The sequence below is a fragment of the Bradyrhizobium jicamae genome (genome assembly GCF_001440395.1).
In the GTDB taxonomy this organism is placed as follows: Bacteria; Pseudomonadota; Alphaproteobacteria; order Rhizobiales; family Xanthobacteraceae; genus Bradyrhizobium; species Bradyrhizobium jicamae.
The window spans coordinates 2,454-3,231 of the sequence record NZ_LLXZ01000210.1 but is presented as its reverse complement, the minus strand read 5'-3'; the positions used below and the strand labels follow the sequence as shown (position 1 = coordinate 3,231).

Here is a 778-nt window from a genome sequence, read left to right as displayed (position 1 = left end):
CTCGACGGGCGCCTTCAACAAGCAGGCGTTCTCGACCTTCACGGGCCGTTCGACCCCGATGGAGGAGGCTTCTTCGAAGAAGATCACGGCGTCGGTTGACGCCTACGAATCCGACTTCGGCAAGCTCAAGGTCGTCCCGGATCGCTTCCAGCGCGCCCGCGACGTGCTGGTGCTCGAGACAGCCAAGTGGGCTGTTGCCTACCTGAACGGCCGCAAGTTCGTGTCGGTCTACGTTGCGCCGACCGGCGACAGCCAGAAGCGTCAGATCCTCTCGGAGTACACCCTCGTTGCTCGCAACGAGAAGTCTTCGGGTGGTGTGTTCGACAATACCAGCTCGTAAGCCTCTTATCCTCAACCTCTGGCGCCCTTCGGGGCGCCTTTTTCTTTGGAGGCTTAGATGCCCCTCGTTCAGAATAAAACCGACGCGGATTATGTGCTCGCGGAAAGCACCACGGCTGGAACGACTGCTGTGTATGCTATCGCGCCGATTGCGGGAATGGTCGTGGCGGTCTTTGGTTCTCCCGCTACCGCTCAGGCCAGTACCGTTACTGTTGCAATCAACGGCACCACAGTTGCTGCCATGGGTATGACCCTCGCTGCTACGGCATGGGCTACTACTGAGGTTGATCTCCCGCTCGCCGGAACCAGCGCTGTTTACGTCAATGCTGGCGACGTGATCAGCTTCACGGGTACGGGCGCGGCCGGTGCCGCTTACTCCGTCATCATCAGAGCTTTCACCTAAACGAAAGGCGCCCCTCGAAAGACGGGCGTCTTTGCC

The 778-nt window shown here is 59.9% G+C and carries 2 protein-coding genes; both read left to right on the top strand.

Annotation, left to right across the window (positions count from 1 at the left end; genetic code table 11):
- The coding region (locus tag CQ12_RS36585; protein ID WP_198164354.1) for an SU10 major capsid protein at nt 1–340 on the top strand (340 nt) is incomplete at its 5' end.
- A gap of 57 nt (nt 341–397) precedes the next feature.
- Entirely contained in the window at nt 398–742 is a 345-nt protein-coding gene (locus CQ12_RS36580) for a hypothetical protein (RefSeq protein ID WP_018272523.1), read from the top strand.
- Nucleotides 743–778 lie beyond the last annotated feature (36 nt).

Excerpts from the sequence above, each read along its gene's own strand:
- CQ12_RS36580 (WP_018272523.1), top strand. The coding sequence starts at position 398 with ATGCCCCTCGTTCAGAATAAAACCGACGCGGATTATGTGCTCGCGGAA.